We start from the raw sequence: 692 nt of genomic DNA, 5'->3' as shown, positions 1-692 counted from the left end.
GGCAAAATGCCCCCGTAACTTCGGGAGAAGGGGGGCCCCAACCTTGAGCACCACGTGCTGGTGTGAGGGGATCGGGGCCGCAGAGACCAGGGGGAAGCGACTGTTTATCAAAAACACAGGTCCATGCGAAGTCGTAAGACGATGTATATGGACTGACTCCTGCCCGGTGCTGGAAGGTTAAGGGGACCTGTTAGCTTCGGCGAAGCGGAGAACTTAAGCCCCAGTAAACGGCGGTGGTAACTATAACCATCCTAAGGTAGCGAAATTCCTTGTCGGGTAAGTTCCGACCTGCACGAATGGAGTAACGACTTCCCCGCTGTCTCAACCATGAACTCGGCGAAATTGCATTACGAGTAAAGATGCTCGTTACGCGCAGAAGGACGGAAAGACCCCGTGACCTTTACTATAGTTTGGTATTGGTATTCGGTGTGACTTGTGTAGGATAGGTGGGAGACTGTGAAGCGGGCACGCCAGTGTTCGTGGAGTCGCCGTTGAAATACCACTCTGGTCACTCTGGATATCTAACTTCGGCCCGTGATCCGGGTCAGGGACAGTGCCTGATGGGTAGTTTAACTGGGGCGGTTGCCTCCCAAAATGTAACGGAGGCGCCCAAAGGTTCCCTCAGCCTGGTTGGCAATCAGGTGTCGAGTGCAAGTGCACAAGGGAGCTTGACTGTGAGAGTGGCAGCTCGA

The 692-nt window shown here is 54.5% G+C and carries 1 rRNA gene; it reads left to right on the top strand.

Going from position 1 to position 692, the window contains the following annotated elements:
* Positions 1–692, top strand: a 23S ribosomal RNA gene (locus C6558_RS38905); the annotation flags it as partial.

The sequence above is a fragment of the Ensifer sp. NM-2 genome (assembly GCF_003024455.1).
In the GTDB taxonomy this organism is placed as follows: Bacteria; Pseudomonadota; Alphaproteobacteria; order Rhizobiales; family Rhizobiaceae; genus Ensifer; species Ensifer canadensis.
The sequence above is the reverse complement of the archived record's forward strand: the minus strand, read 5'-3'. Positions and strand labels throughout refer to the sequence as shown.